Origin of the sequence: Formosa sp. A9, assembly GCF_051200825.1 — a bacterium.
Lineage (GTDB): Bacteria > Bacteroidota > Bacteroidia > Flavobacteriales > Flavobacteriaceae > Formosa.
In genome coordinates, this window is the sequence record NZ_CP195158.1 from 1,841,051 (window position 1) to 1,860,069 (window position 19,019).

At 33.6% G+C, this 19,019-nt stretch carries 19 protein-coding genes; 14 read left to right on the plus strand and 5 right to left on the minus strand.

Annotated features, from left to right (window positions below; all coding sequences use genetic code 11):
• Positions 1-66: 66 nt before the first annotated feature.
• The 4 genes from ACR9EA_RS08405 to ACR9EA_RS08420 form a co-directional block, all read right to left on the minus strand.
• Positions 67-1,215 carry a permease gene (locus tag ACR9EA_RS08405; RefSeq protein WP_435139604.1) on the minus strand — a complete coding sequence of 383 codons (1,149 nt, stop codon included), beginning with the start codon at positions 1,213-1,215 and terminating at the stop codon, positions 67-69.
• A 3-nt stretch (positions 1,216-1,218) separates the two neighbouring features.
• Positions 1,219-2,406, minus strand: a complete 1,188-nt coding sequence (locus ACR9EA_RS08410; protein WP_435139606.1) for a pyridoxal phosphate-dependent aminotransferase — start codon at positions 2,404-2,406, stop codon at positions 1,219-1,221.
• A gap of 298 nt (positions 2,407-2,704) precedes the next feature.
• Complete coding sequence (locus tag ACR9EA_RS08415; protein ID WP_435139608.1) at positions 2,705-3,136, minus strand: FKBP-type peptidyl-prolyl cis-trans isomerase; 432 nt, start codon at positions 3,134-3,136, stop codon at positions 2,705-2,707.
• A 236-nt stretch (positions 3,137-3,372) separates the two neighbouring features.
• Positions 3,373-5,331, minus strand: a complete 1,959-nt coding sequence (locus tag ACR9EA_RS08420; protein WP_435139610.1) for a T9SS type A sorting domain-containing protein — start codon at positions 5,329-5,331, stop codon at positions 3,373-3,375.
• 527 nt (positions 5,332-5,858) lie between these two features.
• Here ACR9EA_RS08420 and ACR9EA_RS08425 point away from each other — a divergent pair.
• The 4 genes from ACR9EA_RS08425 (at position 5,859) to ACR9EA_RS08440 (ending at position 10,211) form a co-directional block, all read left to right on the plus strand.
• Positions 5,859-6,950 carry a sensor histidine kinase gene (locus ACR9EA_RS08425; RefSeq protein ID WP_435139612.1) on the plus strand — a complete coding sequence of 364 codons (1,092 nt, stop codon included), beginning with the start codon at positions 5,859-5,861 and terminating at the stop codon, positions 6,948-6,950.
• Positions 6,937-7,659, plus strand: a complete 723-nt coding sequence (locus ACR9EA_RS08430; protein ID WP_435139614.1) for a LytR/AlgR family response regulator transcription factor — start codon at positions 6,937-6,939, stop codon at positions 7,657-7,659. The genes ACR9EA_RS08425 and ACR9EA_RS08430 overlap by 14 nt, the downstream gene beginning before the upstream one ends.
• Positions 7,660-7,777: 118 nt before the next feature.
• On the plus strand, positions 7,778-8,389 hold the full coding sequence (locus ACR9EA_RS08435; RefSeq protein WP_435139616.1) for a hypothetical protein: 612 nt from the start codon (positions 7,778-7,780) through the stop codon (positions 8,387-8,389).
• A gap of 13 nt (positions 8,390-8,402) precedes the next feature.
• Complete coding sequence (locus tag ACR9EA_RS08440; protein WP_435139618.1) at positions 8,403-10,211, plus strand: CocE/NonD family hydrolase; 1,809 nt, start codon at positions 8,403-8,405, stop codon at positions 10,209-10,211.
• A 957-nt stretch (positions 10,212-11,168) separates the two neighbouring features.
• On the opposite strand, the gene ACR9EA_RS08445 is transcribed toward ACR9EA_RS08440, so the two are convergent.
• Complete coding sequence (locus ACR9EA_RS08445; RefSeq protein ID WP_435139620.1) at positions 11,169-11,342, minus strand: adenylosuccinate synthetase; 174 nt, start codon at positions 11,340-11,342, stop codon at positions 11,169-11,171.
• Positions 11,343-11,532: 190 nt separating this feature from the next.
• Between ACR9EA_RS08445 and ACR9EA_RS08450 the strand changes: the two genes are divergently transcribed.
• The 10 genes from ACR9EA_RS08450 to ACR9EA_RS08495 all read left to right on the plus strand — a co-directional run bounded on the left by ACR9EA_RS08450 (position 11,533) and on the right by ACR9EA_RS08495 (position 18,992).
• Positions 11,533-12,081 carry an HNH endonuclease gene (locus ACR9EA_RS08450; RefSeq protein WP_435139622.1) on the plus strand — a complete coding sequence of 183 codons (549 nt, stop codon included), beginning with the start codon at positions 11,533-11,535 and terminating at the stop codon, positions 12,079-12,081.
• Positions 12,082-12,303: 222 nt separating this feature from the next.
• Positions 12,304-12,861: a hypothetical protein gene (locus ACR9EA_RS08455; RefSeq protein WP_435139624.1), complete on the plus strand. Its 558-nt coding sequence runs from the start codon at positions 12,304-12,306 to the stop codon at positions 12,859-12,861.
• 75 nt (positions 12,862-12,936) lie between these two features.
• Positions 12,937-13,227: a hypothetical protein gene (locus tag ACR9EA_RS08460; RefSeq protein WP_435139626.1), complete on the plus strand. Its 291-nt coding sequence runs from the start codon at positions 12,937-12,939 to the stop codon at positions 13,225-13,227.
• A gap of 178 nt (positions 13,228-13,405) precedes the next feature.
• On the plus strand, positions 13,406-13,858 hold the full coding sequence (locus ACR9EA_RS08465; protein ID WP_435139628.1) for a ferritin-like domain-containing protein: 453 nt from the start codon (positions 13,406-13,408) through the stop codon (positions 13,856-13,858).
• 102 nt (positions 13,859-13,960) lie between these two features.
• Positions 13,961-14,404, plus strand: coding sequence for a hypothetical protein (locus tag ACR9EA_RS08470; protein ID WP_435139630.1), 444 nt, complete (start codon positions 13,961-13,963; stop codon positions 14,402-14,404).
• A gap of 107 nt (positions 14,405-14,511) precedes the next feature.
• Positions 14,512-14,994 (plus strand): hypothetical protein, encoded by a 483-nt coding sequence (locus ACR9EA_RS08475; RefSeq protein WP_435139632.1) that lies wholly within the window; start codon positions 14,512-14,514, stop codon positions 14,992-14,994.
• Positions 14,995-15,301: 307 nt separating this feature from the next.
• Positions 15,302-16,558: an autotransporter domain-containing protein gene (locus ACR9EA_RS08480; RefSeq protein WP_435139634.1), complete on the plus strand. Its 1,257-nt coding sequence runs from the start codon at positions 15,302-15,304 to the stop codon at positions 16,556-16,558.
• A 97-nt stretch (positions 16,559-16,655) separates the two neighbouring features.
• On the plus strand, positions 16,656-17,819 hold the full coding sequence (locus tag ACR9EA_RS08485) for an MFS transporter (protein ID WP_435139636.1): 1,164 nt from the start codon (positions 16,656-16,658) through the stop codon (positions 17,817-17,819).
• Positions 17,820-17,824: 5 nt separating this feature from the next.
• Complete coding sequence (locus tag ACR9EA_RS08490) at positions 17,825-18,244, plus strand: DUF1801 domain-containing protein (RefSeq protein WP_435139638.1); 420 nt, start codon at positions 17,825-17,827, stop codon at positions 18,242-18,244.
• A 28-nt stretch (positions 18,245-18,272) separates the two neighbouring features.
• Positions 18,273-18,992, plus strand: a complete 720-nt coding sequence (locus tag ACR9EA_RS08495; protein WP_435139640.1) for a ThuA domain-containing protein — start codon at positions 18,273-18,275, stop codon at positions 18,990-18,992.
• Positions 18,993-19,019 lie beyond the last annotated feature (27 nt).

The following is a 19,019-nucleotide window of genomic DNA, read 5'->3' on the forward strand; positions in this document are numbered from 1 at the left end:
CTTTAAAATTATGCACCAAAGATAGGAGTTATATCTGTTAAAACGGAATGGCGTACTTCAAAAAAATTATTTTTGAAATTGAAATAGATGAGATATTAAGTCCTTAAAATCTTGTGGAGTCGCTGCATCGCGTTTTAGTTTTCGCCATAATTTTATAGTATTATACATGGGTAATAGTAAACCAAGACTTAAAATAATAACTCCAAATATTAGGCTGTTAACAGGTTGTACAAAAGTTGATTTGGCTGTGAATATGGTTAAAATAAATAAAACCGATAAGGGTAACGATAAGGCTAAAATGGATAACGCAAAATCTACATGAAACGTTTGTCGCTCTTCAGTAATGTCCAGTTCTTTTGATGCGATGCTGGAAATATGTGCAAAGGGCCAAAAACTACAAGCGCTTAAACCAAAAACTAAAGCTAACAACAAATCGTCTTGTACTTGAAAAGGACTTATAGCAGCAATACTGCCGATAAGCAAAATACTGAATCCGTAACGCAGCATCAGTAGCGAAAAAACTTGGGCTATTTGCTTTTTTTTAATAACGACGGCTAAACCAATAAATAAAAGCACTAAAGGCGTCATGATGCTGCTTAAGCGTTCTAAGTTTTGTTGAATAAATTGGGGTAAATTTTCCATGTGTATCCCGAAACCTACAAAAGATAAAGCGATTAATATGAAGATGTTAACAGGTTCTAATAACATAACCTTAGCCAAGGCTTTTAATTTGTGCTTTAAGGGTTCTGGGGCAGATTCCTGATTTTTGCGATACCAAGTAATGGCCACAAGATACAGTACAAACAACACGAAAAACTTATTCCCTAAATCGGCCATTGCGGCTTTAGCTAAAAAAGGTGTTCCTAAAAATTCTAAAATAAATGGAAAACAAGAGAGCCCAGGAGCCAAAGAAGGAATAAGTAGTCTTGATGTGTTGCGTATAGCTGTATTATTGATGCCCAATACGGTTAAAAATACAGGAGTTAAAACAAACAAAACGCCATTAAATGCTAAAGCAAATAGTGGTAACCAAAGTAAATCTGCATGCAATTCTATGTTTAATAAAGCAATAAAGATGGTTGCTGGTAAAGCCAGTAGCAAGATGATTTTTTTTAAACCATTAACTTCATCTTTCGAGCTAAACTTTTGTTTTAAGATGATTCCTAAAAGTATAAAAACAATAAATGAAAGTGCTTTTATGTGAGCATCCGTCATAAGTTAAAGTATTTGATCTAAAGCATCTGTAAATAATTGCATTTCTTCCATAGTACCCATAGACACACGGCACCAGTTTTTATCCCAAAACGTAAAGGCGCGAACCCCAACACCTTTGCCATACATGGCTTTTAAAAAATCTTTACCATCCATATCGATTTCGAAAATGATAAAATTTGTTTGCGATGGCAGGTAGTTGTAATTTTTCTTTTTAAGATATGCTGTGGTGTATGCTCTAGCTTCAGCAATTTTAGATTTAGACATGTTTAAAAAATCCTGTCCTTTTAAGCTGGTTGTTGCCGCCATAACTGACGGTCCTGTAATACCCATCCCTCCTCTGGTAATGGCATTAATTTGAGCTATCGTTTCTTTTTTGCCTACTAGATAACCAATCCGTAATCCGGCCATACCGTGTATTTTAGAAAATGTTCGCGCAACCATAACGTTTTTACCCTGACTTACTAAATCTACCATACTATCTTTTAAACCATTGTCCGAAAGCTCTATATAAGCTTCATCTACAAATACTGGTACTTTGGTAGACACGCGACTACAAAACGCTTTTAAGTCGGTAGCGTTGGTAATGGAACCCGTTGGATTGTTGGGGTTACAGATATAAATCAATTTGGTATTACTATCTATACCAGCTTCCATAGCTTTAAGGTCGTGCTGCGAATCGGGGAGTAATTTATACGATTTCCAGTGTCCGCCAACAGCTTCAGATACATGAATTAAAGACATGTAACTCGGGTCGGCACTAATGACATTACCACCTTTTTGGAAAAAGACCATGGCTACTTTTTCTAAAATATCAGATGAGCCTGGCGCCATTAAAATCTGATCGGTTTGTACACCTTCTTTATCTGCTATGTTTTGTATTAATTGATTTAAAGTTTCCCAAGCATAACGATTTCCCGAAAACACCTCGTCCTGAAACGCTTTAGCGGCAAGGGGAGGTGGCCCATAAGGGTTTTCGTTGGCTCGTAATATTGCTTTTAAAGTTGTGTCATCTACTTTAGGAGGTGTAAATTCATTAAAAGAACTGTTTGTATTAAATAAAAACGTAAGGTTGTTTTTTTGAGCATGCGTAACAGTATGAGACCATGCTTCGGTAGGCATCATGGCCAAACCAGCCATGGTTAAGGCGCCTTGTTTTAACCAAGAGCGTCTGCTAATAGGGGAAAATTTCATTTGATGATTATTGAATTACCCCACTAAAATTAGAATATTAATTACATTAAATATGTTAAAATTAATTTTTTGAAAGAAATAACAAAGCGTTTTATTGAATTGACTAATAATATGATAAATTTTATTAAATCAATATTTAATAAGGGGCTAAAATGGGATGTTTTTAACGCGTACAGACTGTATGACGTGTACAAAAAGAAGGTTTTTTACTGAAAACGTAGCCACACTTTAATAAAAAAATCCTGATGCTTAAACGCTTGTTTAAAACATCAGGATCATATTATTTATAAAATTGTTTTTAGGCTTTGATGTCTACGACTTCTAAATCGAACACCACATCTTGGCCGGCAAGTGGATGATTGGCGTCTACGACTATACTTTCGTCTTTAACATCTACAATCATTAAATTATGTTCTGTACCGTCTGGAGCTTTAGATACTAAGCCCATACCAACTTCTGGTTGTATTTCTGGAGGTAATTGATTTTTTGGAACTTCTTGAATTAATTCTGGACGAGACTCACCAAAAGCTTCATCTTTAGTTAAGGTAATGGTCTTTTTTTCGTTTAATTTCATATCGATTAAACCGTTTTCAAAACCAGGAATCATTTGTCCTTGTCCTAAAGTAAACTCTAAAGGTTCACGACCTTCCGAAGTATCGAACACTTGTCCGTTCGCTAATTTTCCTGTGTAGTGTACCTTTACGGTGTTGTTCTCTTTAACTTGACTCATATTTATATGTTTTGTTTATAAAATATAGCAGACATAACTTTTATGCGCTATATATTTTATATTCTGGTGTAACAGCCGCCAAAATCAAGCCAAGATCTATAATCGGTAATAATGACAGGTTTTGAAATATTTTCAGTTTTAGAAACGAATTCAATTTCAAGACATTCAATAAAAAAAAGACTGATTTAAATCATTTTAAGTCAGTCTTTTCGTCAAATTAAGAATGTTATATGCGTTTATTCTTTAATAAACTTATAGGTTTTTGTTGATTGTGCGGTTTGTACTTTTAAAATATATAACCCATTATTTAAGTGTGCCGTTGGTATGCTTAGGGTATTGCTGTTAGATTTAAGATCGTCTGCATGTAATACGGCTACACGTTTGCCCAATAGATTATAAACAGATACAGCTGTAATAGTTTGCAATGGCATATTAGTTTGTAGATGTAACTGTGTGGTAACAGGATTAGGAAATAACTTGATTTTAAATGTAATGTCATTGTTTATAGTATTAACACTTAACAACTTATCGCTAATGTGCTCGACAATACTATTAAGGTAAACCTCTACATTAGTGTACATATCGCTTAAGGTGTAGGTTATGCCATCTGTAGCATCGTTACTGTTTAAACCGTTGCTAGTTTCCCAATCGTCTGGCATGCCGTCGCCATCGGTATCTGTTGGCGCTTCGGTGCTGTTGTATGTTGGCCAACCATTAACATCGGCTTGCGAATCTATCAATCCGTTGGTACTTCCGTTAGAGCCCGTATAGGTATAAGTGCCGTTGGTTACTTCTTCAACAATACGTGCATCAACGTTGTCGCGCACCAAGCAAGCCCCTACGTAATTTAATACTTTGGTGTACGCATCTTGCGAAGCATCGGTTGGTATATTTTGAGCTTCAAAAGGAGTAGTGGACTTCAACTCGTCTTTACTTTTAGAAGACGGATTCGGGTCTATACCTTGCCAGTTATCGTTGGTAACGGTAGTACTTTCGTTCACATAATTTCCATCAACATAAAACGTTCCCCAGATACCTGCAGCTTGCGAATTGCCACCATTATCGGCATAGGGTTCGAAAATACGATCGCGTACTCCAGATTTCGTGGCTGGTCCTGGTTTGTAATAATTGTTTACCATATTGTAGCGTCCACCTTCACCAGCATAACCACTATTGCCGCCCCAATTATAAAGCACGTTATTTCTGAAATCTACCAATTCTAAATCGGCTTGGTTAGAGTAGCGGCTACCATTAAAACGTGGATTTCTGCTGTCGTGATGCGCTAACAAATTATGATGAAACGTTGCGCCTTTACCGCCCCAAATACCACCGTAGCCGTGTTTGCCTTTTTCGTGAACCGAGTTACGAAGACTTTCTGAAAGTACACACCATTGCATGGTAAAATTGGTGTTGTCGTAAAACGATGCGCACTCGTCGGTACCCCAGCTCATAGAACAATGGTCTATAATAATATTGCTTCGGTTTCTGCCTTTAAAAGCATCGTCTTCGGTTTGCATTTCGTCGCCCATTCTAAATCTTAAATACCTTACAATAACATTATTGGCGCTAATTTCTACCGAGTAATTTTTCAAACAAATACCATCGCCAGGAGCCGTTTGTCCTGCTATGGTAATGTCGTCTCTGTTAATGCTTAATCGCGATTGCAAGGCAATGGTTCCCGATACTTTAAACACAACAATTCTCGGGCCGCTCGTTGTAACGGCCGCTCTTAAACTGCCCGTACCAGAATCGTTTAAGTTGGTTACATAAATTACTTTACCGCCGCGACCACCTGTAGTGTATTTACCATGTCCTTCGGCTGTCGGAAAAGCAGGAGTAAGGTCGGTTGTACTTGCTTCGTTTACGGTAATCGTGGCCGATTTTTCGGCATCGGGAGTACCACCAACCGTAGTAATTGTATATTTAAACACGCCAGTTTCTGTAGGTACGCCACTAAAACTCACTTTGCTTTGTTCGTTTTCTATATCGGCGTTTATCCCGTTGGGTAAACCCGTAACAGTTACCGTTGTGGCATTTTCCCAGTTATAGTAAAAGTTCTCTATAGGCGTACCGAGGTCTACCGTTTGCGATGAACTCCCCGAACCGTGTTTAATGAGTACGGCTTGTGCATGATGTTGTGCCGTGCCCAGAATAAAATATATGCATACACACATAAAAGTTGAAATTGTTTTCATAGCATTGGTTAAATGTAATTAGTTATAAAGTTGATTTGTTTTTGGTGCTAACACTGCGTTTTAAATACAGTATTAACGATTTAATTGTTAAAACCATAAATATACTATGATTGTTTTAGTTTTAATGTTTTTTGAACACTTATTATTTGAGGATGTTGTAATGGATAAGATAAATTATATTGTTGATGAACAATATGTCGTAAAACAGCTGTTACATAAATTAAATTAAGTTGTAGTTCTATTCGCCGTTTTAATCATATTATATTTTTGTTCTATAATGTTCTGCGTTATGTAACTTGAGCTTTGGATAAAAGCGAAAGTTGTTACTACAGATTCTTGAAAAAATTTATTTCCAAAGTTTCTTTTACGATGTTAATGGAACACTTTTTATGCTAAACGACGTAGGAGGGAAGTATAATGTGTGTGGAATGGAATATAGTTTTTATAATTAACACTTAAACCTCAAATGTTACGTTCCTGTACTTTTCCTTTCACTATTTAAAAGTATTTCGTTGCTTTGCTTAAGAATGGATATCAACAATAAAATAAATAATAGTAAAACAAGGATATCTCTATATTGGAAATGTCAATTAATTGGATGGAGTATCGTTTCAGTTTATTGGGCTTATACAGTATATACAAGAGATAATTACGGCATTTTTTATACGTTGTTAAATTATGTATTAGACATTTCGATAGGAATATTTTTAACACATATGTACAGGCGATTTGCCTTAAAAGCAAAATGGAGTAGTTTACCCATAAAAAAATTACTAACCCGTTTAGTACCTACTATAATTTTATTAGCTGTTTTATATGTATTAATAAACAATTTAAAATGGTATGTGTACTGGACTTTTATTGCAGGCGAGGATAAAAATTTCTTTGAAGCCATCATATACTGGGATCCAATTTTACTTACAGGACTTCGACTAATGTCTATTTGGGTATTGGCATATCACTTGTATCATTACTATCAAAAAGAAGTTGTTACGGCTAAAGAAAATGCTCAATTATCTTTAATAGCTAAACAAGCCCAATTAGATAATTTATCGGCTCAATTAAATCCACATTTCTTATTCAACTCCTTAAACTCTATTAAATCATTGGTAATCGAAAATCCTAACGTTGCAAGAAGAGCAATTGATTTATTATCAGATTTATTGCGTTCATCATTATATGAAAAAGACAAAGGTTTAATATCTATTAAAAATGAACTTGCTTTAGTTTATGATTATATTGAATTAGAAAAAATGCGTTTTGAAGAACGACTGCAACTAAAAACCAATATTGACGATGACCTCATTAATTATAAGATTCCCACATTAAGTATTCAGTTGTTAGTTGAAAATGCCATTAAACATGGAATTGACTTAAAAGTTGGGGGTGGTGTTGTTTTCTTGAAAATTTATAAACAGGAAGGTGATATTTATATTACAGTTGAGAATCCTGGAGTAATTAACCAACATAAAAGTGTTGGATTAGGTTTAAAAAACTTAAAAAAACGCCTAGAAATTCAATATAAAGGTAAGGCTGTTTTTAGTTTAACAGCGAAAGAAAATGACTGTATAGTTGCAGAAATAGTAATTCCAATGCATATAGAAGATGAAAAGATATAAAACCATAATCATTGATGACGAACGTTTAGCGAGAGAAGAAGTAAAACGTGCATTAGAAAAACATCAAGAGTTTGAAGTTATTGGTGAAGCAAGTCATGTAGATGAGGCCATATCTTTAATTGAAGAATTACAACCAGATATTTTATTTTTGGATATTCATATGCCTGGTAAATCTGGATTTGATTTATTGGAGGAATTAACAAATGTACCTGACGTTGTTTTTACAACTGCTTATGATCAATATGCTGTAAAAGCTTTTGAGATGAATGCTTTAGATTATTTAGTAAAGCCTTTGAGAGACGAGCGCTTTTCTAAAACTATTGAAAAGGTAAAGGAAGAATTATCTAAAAGAGTAAAAATTGAGCCAACAACCTTACCAATGCATCAAAAGATATTTATAAAAGATGGTGATAAATGTCATTTTATTCCGCTAACGGATATTCATTTTATTGAATCTTTAGAAAATTACGCACGGCTTTATTTTGGTTCTAATAAAGCGATGATAAAGCGTTCTTTAAATTTATTAGCAGAAAAATTAGACCCTAAAGTTTTTTTCCGAGTTAATCGAAGTCAAATGATTAACATTAATTACATCAAAGAGATTCATCCATATTTCAATAATAAATTACAAATTATATTAACTACTGGAGAAAAAGTAGAAGTATCTAGCAGGCAATCGGTAAGATTTAAAAACTGGAATAGTTTATAAAGAAATAATCGTTCAGTTTTCTAACGTTCATTTGCATTTATTTACGCTCCTGTACTTTTTGTTTTTTGATACAATTAACTGCCTTTAATTTGTATCATAAATCATTAAAACTACTATTATGAAAATTATTACAGTTCTAAATTACATTGCAAAATTAGTATTGATTTTAGCAATATCTTTTTTGGCATCTTGCAAAAGTAATCCAGAAACAACCGTTACTAAACAACCCGTATTAACTGATTATACAATAGGAGAGAAATGGGTGTGGAAATACAAAGGTATTACTGATGAAGGCGAAGTAAGATCGGATGGAACTGATACCAAAAAAATTGTTGGTTTTAATGGAGCATTAGGAATGACCATAGATAACGATACCGTTTTGGTGTCTGAAATTGTAAAGCCTGAAAAAAGTGACACACCAAAATATAAATGGCCTTTGGAAGTCGGTAAAAAGTGGATATATGAAAAAGACTGGACCAGTCAAGATGGTACTACAGGTAAACAAAATCAGGATGTAGAAGTCCTATCCTTTAAAGAAGAAACAGTCGCAGCAGGGACTTTTATGGCCTACACTATTGAGTACAAAGGAACCATTTCAAATTCAAGAGGTTATAGTGCCAAAACGGATGAAGTTTGGTTGTATGCTCCAGAAATTAAGAATTTTATAAAAATGACTCAAGTTCAAGACGGCTTTTCTTATACCGAGGAATTAATTGAATATTCAAAATAAAGCAATCATTAAAATGAAATCCATACAAATATTAAAGGTCACATTTTTCATGCTGTTAGTAGCGTTAGTTTCTTGTAATTTTATAAAAGAAGTAGAGCAAGAGCCAAGAACCACTAGCAAAGAAGGTAAAAAGTATTTGGTTCAAGATTCTATTCAAATTACAACCAGAGATGGTGCTAAATTATCTGCAATAATAGTTAGAAATAAAGCTGTAAAAGAACCACAACCAGCTATATTATTTCATACAATATATACTCGTAAAGATGATATCAATAAAGCTTATGAAGCAGCAGATAAGGGATATGTAGGTGTTGTATCGTATACAAGAGGTAAAAACTTAAGTCCAGATGAAATAACGCCATATATTCATGAAGGTAACGATGTGTACGATGTTATTGATTGGATTACAGAGCAGAAGTGGAGCAATGATGAAGTTGGAATGTATGGAGGTAGTTATGTAGGTTTTGTTCAGTGGGCTTCTATGAAAGAAAAAGTACATCCAGCGTTAAAAACTATTGTACCATCTGTTGCTGCGGCTCCAGGTATTGCTGAACCTATGGAAAATGGCGTTTATTTTAACTTTCATTATCCTTGGTGGCATTATGTAACGAATAACAAAACACTTGATACCGTTTCTTATTATAATGGAAAACGTTGGAATGATTTGTATTTCGATTGGTATAAAAAAGGAGTGGCTTATAAGAATTTGGATAGTTTAGATGGTACACCAAATCCAGGATTCAATGAAAAATTAGAGCATCCAACATTTGATGATTATTGGAAAAATATGACACTGTATAAAGAGGATTTTTCTAAAATTAATATCCCCATTTTAAGTACTACAGGATATTATGATGGTGGGCAGTTTGGTACAATGCACTATTTTAAATCGCATTATCAATTCAATACAACTGCAGAGCATTATCTTTTGATAGGACCTTATTCACATTTTGGAGCGCAAGAACTTCCTGAAAAGAACATATTGGGTTATACCATTGACCCTGTAGCACAGATAAATATTAAGAATATAATTTTTGACTGGTTCGACTACATTTTTAAAGGAGCTGCTAAACCGGCTTTGTTAAAGGACAAGATCAATTATCAAGTGATGGGTTCAAATACTTGGAAACATGTATCTTCACTCGATAAAGTTGCTGCTGATACCTTAAGGGTATATTTGAGTAAACATCGTTCTGGTGTAGTGTTTAATTCAACCTATAATACAGGAAATTTAGGGGTAAATGACCACTTTAGTTTATCTAATATTTCTGATGCAACAAGTTATATAGAACAAGAGATTGATTTTTCTGATCGTAGCCAATTTTCTTGGAATTTAAGTGGAAATCGTAATATTATATCAGAAACTTTAACCGTTGGTCAAGGATTCTCATTTGCCACAGAACCCTTTGATGAAGATATAGAACTTAGTGGTTCTGTAAGTGGGGTTCTAAATGTGTCCATCAATAAAAAAGATTTTGATTGTAATGTTTTACTTTACGAGCAAACGGCTGACGGAACCTTTTTTAGTTTGACACTGCCGTTTACAACAAGAGCAAGTATGTCTATGGATATCGAAAATAGAAACTTATTAACTCCAAATAAAAAGACCTCAATACCCATTCAAAATTTTAGAATGACTAGTCGAAAAATTAAAAAAGGAAGCAGAATTGTTGTTATTATAAATGGGATTAAACACCCTTTTTCACAAATAAACTTTGGTACAGGAAAAGATGTGAGTGAAGAAAGCATTAAAGATGCTGAAGAGCCTTTAAAAATTAAATGGTATACTGATAGCTATATTCATTTTCCGGTTAATATGTAAAATAGAATCTTGATGTTAAACTTGGCCTCATAAAATTTTGGTCAAAACAATAGGAGAAATGAGCGTGTATATTTTAGGGGTTTAGTAATACAGTTTCTTAAGAGTTTCTATTATACAATTGTTTTCAAAGCAATGTTTACCAGTTACAATGTTTCCTAAAATATAGTGAATGAGCCGTTAATTGTTTCCAAAATTATATGCAGCCTTGAATTTTTGTTTCTTTTGTTTCAAGACAAAAGATAATGAAACATTAAAAAAGGATTGATTGAAGTTCTAAATTTAACAAGTGCATAGAATTTTATTTTTTTTAAAATTTATGCTCTTGTGGCAATCCACGAGAATCTCGTAAATTTTTTTATTACGCACATTTTATCATATACGCGATTTATAATAAGAGTAAAAAGGTTAGCTTTTATTTTGGCGCTGGCAAGCGTTGGATAATTGTGTTATAAATAAATTGCATTAAGCAATTTGATTTTATAAAAGCAATCGAGCGTTTGGCAGTGGCTATTTTACATAACGGCTAATTATAGATACAAATGTTTTAAAAAACTCTGCGAAGCAAACCGCTTATTAGTTTAATGACCCAAGTTCCAATTATTCTTATGAAAACGAATGCTTCTGGGATATTTTACATAATACTACATTATAGCTATCAAATGGAAACAATGACTTAAACAACATAATGAACATTTGTACTATAATTTATATTATGTAAAATAGAATATTTCTAATGCCACTACTTCAGTGTTTCATTTCAGTTTTATGTAAATAAATTACAAAAAAGCATGTGTTGCTGCATCTCCGTTCTACATACTAATAAAATAGTGATTGTAATGTCGGAATTTAAGACATGCTGTATTTTTAATATTCTGGACAATCGTCAAGAAATTTTCAAATACGCGATTCTCAGCGATTAGAAAATATTCCAGAATTTTACACTTAATAGCACTAAAGCTATTTGTCCTGGTGTTTTCGTTTTCGCCATAGCATGTATAAGCCTACTAAAACAATTGGTAAAATAATAAACACGATAACATCAAACGGATCTGAAAAATCTAAAGCCTCATTATCGTCTGGATTTGGAGTTCCTATGGGTAATTGTAATATAAAAAATAATAACAGTTGCATTGTGTTCGGTTTTAATAAACAGCAACTTAGTGATTAAGTATTACAACAGCGTGTGTTATTCATTTAAATAATAACTCAAAATATGTGGATTAAAAATAATGAGGCGTTTTAACGTTTCTTTATAATCCAATTAAAAGCATATATTTTAATGTTAGGTGCAATTCTAGTAACTTTACCAAAAAATCTGGACATGATACGAAACTATTGGAACGAAAAATGGAAAGATATTCAGTTTGACGATAAAATAGCTGAAAAAGAGACCTTTAAAATTTCGAACTACGGAAGAATTTTAAATTGTAAAGATGACGAAGAATTTATTCCTAACCCCTCTTTCGTGAACGGTTATCAAGTCTTACGCCTGAATTTTAAGCAAAAGCGCAAATGGACGAGCAGATATGTGCATAAACTTGTGGCGCAACATTTTTTAGAACAACATGAGGGTGTTTATGTGATTCACTTAAATTACGATAAAACCGATAATCGCGTTGAAAATTTAAAATGGGTGACGAAAAAAGAAAAAGAAGCGCATCAGTTTAACAATCCGGAATACAAAAGGAAAACCCATAAAAGAACGTATTCTAAACTTACCGAAACTAAAGTTAAGCTGATAAAACGAAAAATTAACGATCCAAACCGTAGAACACGTCTTAAAATGATTGCCAAACAGTTTGGTATTTCCGAAATGCAATTGCACCGAATTAAAACAGGCGAAAATTGGGGTTCGGTTAGCGAATATTAAACATTTATTTTATAAAAAAGTTACGTCTTTAATTTACAGTTTGTTAGGTTTTTAGTTTCAAATTCAGGATTAAATAAGGCATAAAAAATGCTTTAAACGCCTTTTAAATAGCAAACAAATAACTTTTATATTTTAAATATAAGTTTAGTTTTGCCGTAAAAATTTCAAAATTAACAACCCCAATTAAAATAGCATATTTGTTATTCTACCCTTAAACCTAACATGAAAAAAATTACCTTATTTGTATTTTTGAGTTTTGTATCATCTCAAATTAATGCCCAACTTATAAAACAAAAATCTATAGACGCTTCGATTGGAATTGGAGTTAGTTTTCCTTACGATGATGTACCAATTTCAGATTGCACCGGGTTTTACCTTAAAGGAGATTATGTTTTAACTGTTTCGAAATGGATAGACTTAAGACCTTACGCCGGTATCATTTTAACATACGCTTCTGGCGAAGATGAAAATGGCTATCCAACCGATTACGAAACAACAACTAAAGCCATGCTTTTAGGAGGCAAAGCACGATTAAAGATTCCAATTCCGTGGTTTGCACCATATTTAGAAGGTGGTATTGGTACATCTATAGGAAGTTTTAAAACCTATACGCTTTACGATAATATAGATCGCGGTGGTTTGGCCGTACATTTTCCTATAACTTTGGGCGTTGGTATAGGGCCTAACCATAATTATAATTTGGCGCTCTCGTATTATATGCAACCCGATCTTAAACAGGTACTTGGTGCAATCGCTTTTGGTGCCACCTTCCCTATTTAATACGATTTAAAATGAGATTGTTTTAATGTGCTTTTTTATGTAAATTTGATTGTAACGTTTTTAAATCGTTTAGTTATGGTTACACTACACAAGCACATACAGTACATTCTTTGTGGCGTATTCGGGATTTTGCTAATTCCTTTAATAGCCATGCAATTTAGTCAACAAGTAAATTGGTCGCCTTTCGATTTTTTAGTTGCTGCTATATTATTAAGTGTTACGGGCATTACAGCAAATGTAATATACCGAACTACAAAAAGTAAACAGCGTAAAATACTATTGATAGCCGCAACGCTTGTAGTGTTTGTATTGATTTGGCTGGAACTGGCTGTCGGTGTTTTTGGTTCGCCCTTAGCAGGAAGTTAATACCTGAGTCTGGTACCAACCACTTCCCTCCTCTTTACGGTATGTTTATAAAAGTGATATCGGTTAATTTTAAAACCGATTGCACCAATGTATTGATTACTATCGTGTTAAATTTGTTTCAGATGAAAACCATAAAACATCTTAACAAACAACAAGTATTAATCAAAAATTAGAAATCATGAACACATACACAGATAAGGTTGGTAGCAAGTTAAACGATTTATTAGAAAAGACATACGATGCAGAAAAAGGATTTACCAAAGCTGCAGAGCATGTAAATGAATCTGCTCTTAAAAATTATTTTAAACGTAAATCTCAAGAACGTTATGCCTTTGGGCATGAGTTAAAACGTGAATTGGAAGCCTACGGACAAACACCGGATAAAGGCGGAAGTTTTGCTGGAGCAGCGCACCGTACTTGGATGGATATTAAGGCTGCATTTTCTTCGGATAATGAAGATATGATGCTAAAAGAAGCCATCCGTGGGGAAAAGGCTTCGGTTGAAGAATATCAGGAAATTATTAACGAAACCAGTTTACCCATGAGTACAAAAGCGATTTTAGAATCGCAGAAAAACAAAATTGAAGAAGGTCTAACCAAGATTAGAACCATAGAAGATATCCGCTCTTAATATAAGAACAGATTTAATTAGCACTTACTATTAAAGACTATCTGAGTTGCAAATACATGAGCAATTCAGGTAGTCTTTTGTTTTGAAACACAATTGGTAAGCATGAACCTTAATTTTTATGAGCTTGTTATGATTTTAGATGCAATTTCCAATTATATTTGTAAGGTGAAACAAAAGCATCATATTTACGGTTTTATACTTCTAGCGGCTATTTATAGCTTTGCGCTGGCTATGGTAAGTACAACTACACGTACTGAGCAAGCTAGGTTTTATGATGATTCTACCAGCGATAATACATCGTATGTTTCGGCAATTAACAAAATATGGTTTGGTCATTTAGCCGAAGACCAAACAGTTATTTCATACAGCAATACCGTAAATGGGCAAGCCGAATATAAACATGTACATCCTACATTCTATGCCCTGCATGCTTCTTATAATAACATTTTACATCTGCGTTTTAAACATTATATCGCTAATACTAAGCAGGTATTAATAAGTAAACGCAATACCGATATTATTTTTCCTTTCCATTATTTCTGGTAATTCTGGAGTGTATTATTCCGAGACCATTTGGTCATTTTTACAATTATCAAAAATTTAGGTGTATCTATTTTACGATACACTGTATTAACATTTTACACTTAAACATTATGGATTTAGGAACCCTTTTAATAGGTGGTACTTGTACCACCCTATGCGCTATGCCTTTTGTAGCCACTGCAATAGGTAGAAATAAAAGACAAAAAACAAGCTTTCAAGCCTTAAGTGCTATTGCTGCAAAATATAATAGTACTATAACAAGTTACGGTACTTGTAGTCGTATGGCTATCGGTATAGATGATTCTAAGAACATGGCGTTCTTTTATAAAAAATTAGACGACACAGTGATAGAACAGGCTTTAAATTTAGAAGATATTGCTAGTTGTAGTATGATAATAACCCGCAGACCCAAGAAAAATAAAACCGATAGTGGCTCTGCAATCGAACGTTTAGAGTTATGTTTTAAGCCAAAAGTAGGAAACGAAATTAGCCTTTGGTGCTTTTACGATACCAATGACGATGCCTTAATTTCGGGCGAATTAGATTTAATACAATTATGGGAGCAAAGACTAAAGGCATACTTAGTTAAATAAGCGTTGTTGTATCTTCAATAAAAAACGAGGCTTTTTAAAAGTTAATAGTCTTTCATTGTCTGTTTGATGTAGTATGTCTCAATAATAGAGAAACTATAGCTTGAGTTAATGCGATGAAAATGATATCTTTTAAAATGGTCTCGTTTTTCATAACAAATTAATGTTTTGGTAATCAATAATTTAAAGCGCTATTAAGATTTAGTAAGAAATATCGTGTAAAATCTTTAACAAAAAGTATTATATTTCCGCTTTCAATTATTGAAAAACAACTAACTATAATTTTAAAACTAACCCCAACCAACCTACAATGAACAAGTTTCTTCGCTTGTTGAGTTTACTTATATGTTTAAGTGTATCGCAACAAACTATTGCTCAAATCGATTTCGAAAACGGATTTTATGTTACCAATTCTAACGACACTATACCGTGTTTAATTAAAAATTTAGATTGGAAAGACAACCCTTCTAGTTTCACTTATAAATTAAATGAAACAGACACGCCAAAAACATTAAGCCTGAAAGAGGTAAATGCATTTAGCGTTAATAATCATTCTTATATAAAGAAAACAGTATCTATAGACATGTCGAGCAATAGTACTGCACTTTTAACGTTTGACAGAAATCCTGATTTTGAAGAAAAAGAAGTCTTTTTAGAAGTTTTGTTTGTAGGAGCTTCTACCCTATACCAGTATGAAAACGGTAATCTTAGTCGGTACTTTTTTACATTGCCCGATGGTACTATAGAGCCTTTAATCCATAAAAATTATCGTGTAAAGAATACATTCATGGATTCTAATAAAATAGCTGAAAATAACTTTTACAGGCAACAACTTTTTAACAATCTTAAATGTAATTCCATTAAGCAATCCTACATCGAACATTTGCGTTATGCTGAAAAAGAATTAATCGATTTCTTCGAAAAATATAATACTTGTGTTGGTGGTAATACGGGCACAGCCTACAAAAAGAATGTGGCTTACGATTGGTTTAATTTGTCTATACGGCCAAGACTTAACTTTAGTTCGTTTAGTATGTTAAATGCTTTAGCGAGACCACAACAAACAACCGACTTTGATGATAAAAGCACTTTTGGATTAGGTTTAGAAGCCGAGTTTGTTTTGCCTTTTAATAACAATAAATGGAGTGTGTTTGTAGAGCCAACATATCAGTATTTTAAATCGACCGGAGAAAATGAGTCTACACATACTGAAGGAGGAAAACAAATAACCCATATTGACTACAAATCGGTTGAAGTGCCTTTAGGACTGCGTTATGGCATATATCTTAGCCCTAAATCTAAATTATTTGTAGATGCAGCATTTGTTCTTGACATTAATTTTAGTTCGGAAATTGACTTTAGAAGAGTTGATGGATCTAGTATCACTGCACCTCAGGTTAATTTAAATTCTGGTTATAATTTTGGATTTGGCATGGGGTACCAATTAATGGATCGTTATAGCCTGGCTGTAAGATATCAAACCGATAGAGATTTATTATCTAAAAACAGTATCTATTCTTCAGAATATAATACGGTATCGCTAATATTTGGCTATAAGTTGTTTTAATTCATTAAACAAATAAGAGTTAGGTGTTTTCATTTAATTATATTAGTGTCTTGCGCACTTAGCGCAGCTTACTAATTTGTAATTCATAAATGTTTTAATGCCTAAAGCACGTATTTTACCTGTAATTGTTCTTGCGCAATTTTGTTGTACCTCGTTGTGGTTTGCGGGTAATGCGGTAATGGGCGATTTGGTAAACCATTTAGGTATTAATAACAATGCATTAGGACATACGACATCGGCAGTGCAATTCGGATTTATTTTAGGGACTTTAGTTTTTGCCATATTTTTAATAACCGATAGATTTTCGCCTTCAAAAGTGTTTTTTGTATGTGCTCTTTTGGGGGCATTATGCAATTTAGGTATTACCATAGGGCAACAAAACCTTGTTAGTTTACTTGTTTTAAGAGCGCTAACGGGGTTTTTCTTAGCTGGAATTTATCCTGTAGGCATGAAAATAGCCACCGATTATTATCAATCGGGGCTCGGGCAATCTTTAGGTTTTTTGGTTGGCGCATTGGTATTGGGTACAGCATTTCCGCATGTAGTAAAAAGTATTACTACTAGCTTTTCTTGGTCGTCAGTAATTATTTTTACTTCTATTTTAGCCATTCTAGGAGGCGTATTTATGCTGTTATTTGTTCCAGATGGCCCGTACAGAACTGCAAATACCTCACTCGACTTTTCAAGCTGTTTTAAAATATTTAACAAGCAAGCGTTTCGTAAAGCAGCCTTTGGGTATTTTGGCCATATGTGGGAACTGTATGCCTTCTGGGCATTTGTTCCGCATATTTTAAAGACATATCTCACGCTTCATCCAAATGCGACTTTCAACATACCTTTAGTATCATTTTTTATTATTGCAAGCGGTGCTTTAGGTTGTGTATTAAGCGGGTGTTTATCGATAAATTGGGGAACGAAGCGTGTGGCAACTTCAGCCTTAATGCTTTCTGGGGTTTGCTGTTTACTTTCCTCGCTACTATTTTATTTGCCTCAACCTTTTTTTATAGGGTTCTTATTGTTTTGGGGCATTGTGGTTGTAGCCGATTCGCCACTATTTTCGACCTTAGTTGCTCAAAATGCAGATGACAACCTTAAAGGAAGTGCCTTAACTCTGGTTAATTGTATTGGGTTTGGTATTACCATTATAAGTATACAATTAATCAATAGTTTGCAAAACGATATTACTATGCCTTTTTTGTTTATCTTGTTGGCTATAGGTCCCTTATGTGGGACTATCATTTTACTAAAACCAATTAAATAATGGTTATGAAATATCCAAGCCTGCCTCAAGATGTTGAGGCTGTATTTAACACCTATCCAGAACCATTTAAAAATAAGCTTTTATATTTGAGACGTTTAGTGTTTGAAGTCGCCGAAGCTGAAAAAATATCTGCTTTAAAAGAAACTTTAAAATGGAACGAGCCCAGTTATCTAGCCCCAAAAGGTAGTACCTTACGATTGGCCTGGCATGCTAAACAACCCGATGTTTTTGGATTGTATGTGCAGTGCACTAGTAAATTGATTCCTACATTTAAAGTGATTTATAAAGATGTTTTTAATTTTGAAGGTAATCGTGCAATCCAATTTACATTACACGAAAATTTGCCCGAAGTAGCACTTAAAGACTGTATACGTTGTGCTTTGCAATATCATAAGATTAAGCATTTGCCTTATCTAGGTTTATAATGAATTGATACTTTAAATATTTTGGTATATGAAATTGAAAATTAGTTTTTTAATATTTTTTGTAATTAACATTATTCAAGCGCAAGAGTTGCCGAATGCGATGGTGTTTACTGGAGGTAAAAAGTTTGAACGTGATCAATTCATCGACATGTTTGAAAGTTTAAAAGACATTACATTTACGGAATATTTTAATGCAGATGGCACGACGGATTTTAAAAATCCAGATATTTCAACTTATGATGTATTAGTATTTTATAATGTATCGCAACACATTTCCGAAATACAAAAAGAAGCATTTTTAAATTTACTCGAACAAGGGAAGCCGATGTTGTTTTTACATCACGCTTTGGTGTGTTATCAAGATTGGCCTACTTACGAACATATAGTTGGCGGCAAATATTATCACGCCAAAAAAGGCAAAGACAGCCTAAGCGTTATACCATCTACCTACAAACACGACGAACAGATTCCTGTGCAAATTATAAATCGAAACCACCCCATAACTTATAATATGAACGATTTCGTCATTTTAGATGAGGTGTATAATAAATTTAAACGACACAACAACGTTACACCAATTCTTAGCACGACGCATCCCGAGAGCGAAAAAGTAATTGCCTGGACCCATACTTATGGCAATGCTCCGATTGTATTTATTCAGCTAGGCCATGACCATCAAGCATACGAAAACACAAATTATAGGACGTTGATAAATAATGCGATACAATGGTTAGCAAAAACACCTTAATACTATAAAAAAACAGCCTATCTACCT

Bases quoted from the DNA above. Each gene is read 5' to 3' on its own strand.
- ACR9EA_RS08440 (WP_435139618.1), top strand. From the start codon at position 8,403: ATGAAATCCATACAAATATTAAAGGTCACATTTTTCATGCTGTTAGTA.
- ACR9EA_RS08445 (WP_435139620.1), bottom strand. From the start codon at position 11,342: ATGCAACTGTTATTATTTTTTATATTACAATTACCCATAGGAACTCCA.
- ACR9EA_RS08420 (WP_435139610.1), bottom strand. From the start codon at position 5,331: ATGAAAACAATTTCAACTTTTATGTGTGTATGCATATATTTTATTCTG.
- ACR9EA_RS08475 (WP_435139632.1), top strand. From the start codon at position 14,512: ATGGATTTAGGAACCCTTTTAATAGGTGGTACTTGTACCACCCTATGC.
- ACR9EA_RS08485 (WP_435139636.1), top strand. From the start codon at position 16,656: ATGCCTAAAGCACGTATTTTACCTGTAATTGTTCTTGCGCAATTTTGT.
- ACR9EA_RS08480 (WP_435139634.1), top strand. From the start codon at position 15,302: ATGAACAAGTTTCTTCGCTTGTTGAGTTTACTTATATGTTTAAGTGTA.
- ACR9EA_RS08490 (WP_435139638.1), top strand. From the start codon at position 17,825: ATGAAATATCCAAGCCTGCCTCAAGATGTTGAGGCTGTATTTAACACC.
- ACR9EA_RS08470 (WP_435139630.1), top strand. From the start codon at position 13,961: ATGAACCTTAATTTTTATGAGCTTGTTATGATTTTAGATGCAATTTCC.
- ACR9EA_RS08405 (WP_435139604.1), bottom strand. From the start codon at position 1,215: ATGACGGATGCTCACATAAAAGCACTTTCATTTATTGTTTTTATACTT.
- ACR9EA_RS08415 (WP_435139608.1), bottom strand. From the start codon at position 3,136: ATGAGTCAAGTTAAAGAGAACAACACCGTAAAGGTACACTACACAGGA.
- ACR9EA_RS08425 (WP_435139612.1), top strand. From the start codon at position 5,859: ATGGATATCAACAATAAAATAAATAATAGTAAAACAAGGATATCTCTA.
- ACR9EA_RS08435 (WP_435139616.1), top strand. From the start codon at position 7,778: ATGAAAATTATTACAGTTCTAAATTACATTGCAAAATTAGTATTGATT.
- ACR9EA_RS08410 (WP_435139606.1), bottom strand. From the start codon at position 2,406: ATGAAATTTTCCCCTATTAGCAGACGCTCTTGGTTAAAACAAGGCGCC.
- ACR9EA_RS08450 (WP_435139622.1), top strand. From the start codon at position 11,533: ATGATACGAAACTATTGGAACGAAAAATGGAAAGATATTCAGTTTGAC.
- ACR9EA_RS08455 (WP_435139624.1), top strand. From the start codon at position 12,304: ATGAAAAAAATTACCTTATTTGTATTTTTGAGTTTTGTATCATCTCAA.
- ACR9EA_RS08430 (WP_435139614.1), top strand. From the start codon at position 6,937: ATGAAAAGATATAAAACCATAATCATTGATGACGAACGTTTAGCGAGA.
- ACR9EA_RS08460 (WP_435139626.1), top strand. From the start codon at position 12,937: ATGGTTACACTACACAAGCACATACAGTACATTCTTTGTGGCGTATTC.
- ACR9EA_RS08465 (WP_435139628.1), top strand. From the start codon at position 13,406: ATGAACACATACACAGATAAGGTTGGTAGCAAGTTAAACGATTTATTA.
- ACR9EA_RS08495 (WP_435139640.1), top strand. From the start codon at position 18,273: ATGAAATTGAAAATTAGTTTTTTAATATTTTTTGTAATTAACATTATT.